The following is a 1,000-nucleotide window of genomic DNA, read 5'->3' as shown; positions in this document are numbered from 1 at the left end:
TCTGGCTCTGCCCGGTCTGCGCCGCCACGATCCGGCACAAGCGGGCCGAGGAGATCACCGCCGCCGTGGTCGAGTGGATCAAGCGCGGGGGGACCGCCTACCTGGTCACCTTCACGGCCCGCCATGGGCACACGGACCGGCTCGCGGACCTCATGGACGCCCTCCAGGGCACCCGGAAGACGCCGGACAGCCCCCGGCGGCCGGGCGCCTACCAGCGACTGATCACGGGCGGCACGTGGGCCGGACGCCGGGCCAAGGACGGGCACCGGGCCGCCGACCGCGAGGGCATCCGAGACCGGATCGGGTACGTCGGCATGATCCGCGCGACCGAAGTCACCGTGGGGCAGATCAACGGCTGGCACCCGCACATCCACGCGATCGTCCTGGTCGGCGGCCGGACCGAGGGGGAGCGGTCCGCGAAGCAGATCGTCGCCACCTTCGAGCCGACCGGCGCCGCGCTCGACGAGTGGCAGGGGCACTGGCGGTCCGTGTGGACCGCCGCCCTGCGCAAGGTCAACCCCGCCTTCACGCCCGACGACCGGCACGGCGTCGACTTCAAGCGGCTGGAGACCGAGCGCGACGCCAACGACCTCGCCGAGTACATCGCCAAGACCCAGGACGGGAAGGCGCCCGCCCTCGAACTCGCCCGCGCCGACCTCAAGACGGCGACCGGCGGGAACGTCGCCCCGTTCGAACTCCTCGGACGGATCGGGGACCTGACCGGCGGCATGACCGAGGACGACGCCGCCGGGGTCGGCTCGCTGGAGTGGAACCTCTCGCGCTGGCACGAGTACGAGCGGGCAACCCGGGGACGCCGGGCCATCGAATGGACCCGCTACCTGCGGCAGATGCTCGGGCTCGACGGCGGCGACACCGAGGCCGACGACCTCGATCTGCTCCTGGCGGCCGACGCCGACGGCGGGGAGCTGCGGGCCGGGGTCGCCGTGACCGAGGACGGATGGCACGCGGTCACCCGCCGCGCCCTCGACCTCGAGGCGAC

1 protein-coding gene is annotated in these 1,000 nt (G+C 73.6%); it reads left to right on the top strand.

The features are described from left to right. A partial coding sequence (gene rep / locus ABT294_RS50780) for a replication protein Rep (protein WP_350813754.1) occupies positions 1 to 1,000 on the top strand: 1,000 nt, incomplete at both ends.

The sequence above is a fragment of the Nonomuraea sp. NPDC000554 genome (genome assembly GCF_040300065.1).
Taxonomy (GTDB): Bacteria; Actinomycetota; Actinomycetes; order Streptosporangiales; family Streptosporangiaceae; genus Nonomuraea.
This window is presented reverse-complemented; position numbering and strand designations above follow the sequence as displayed.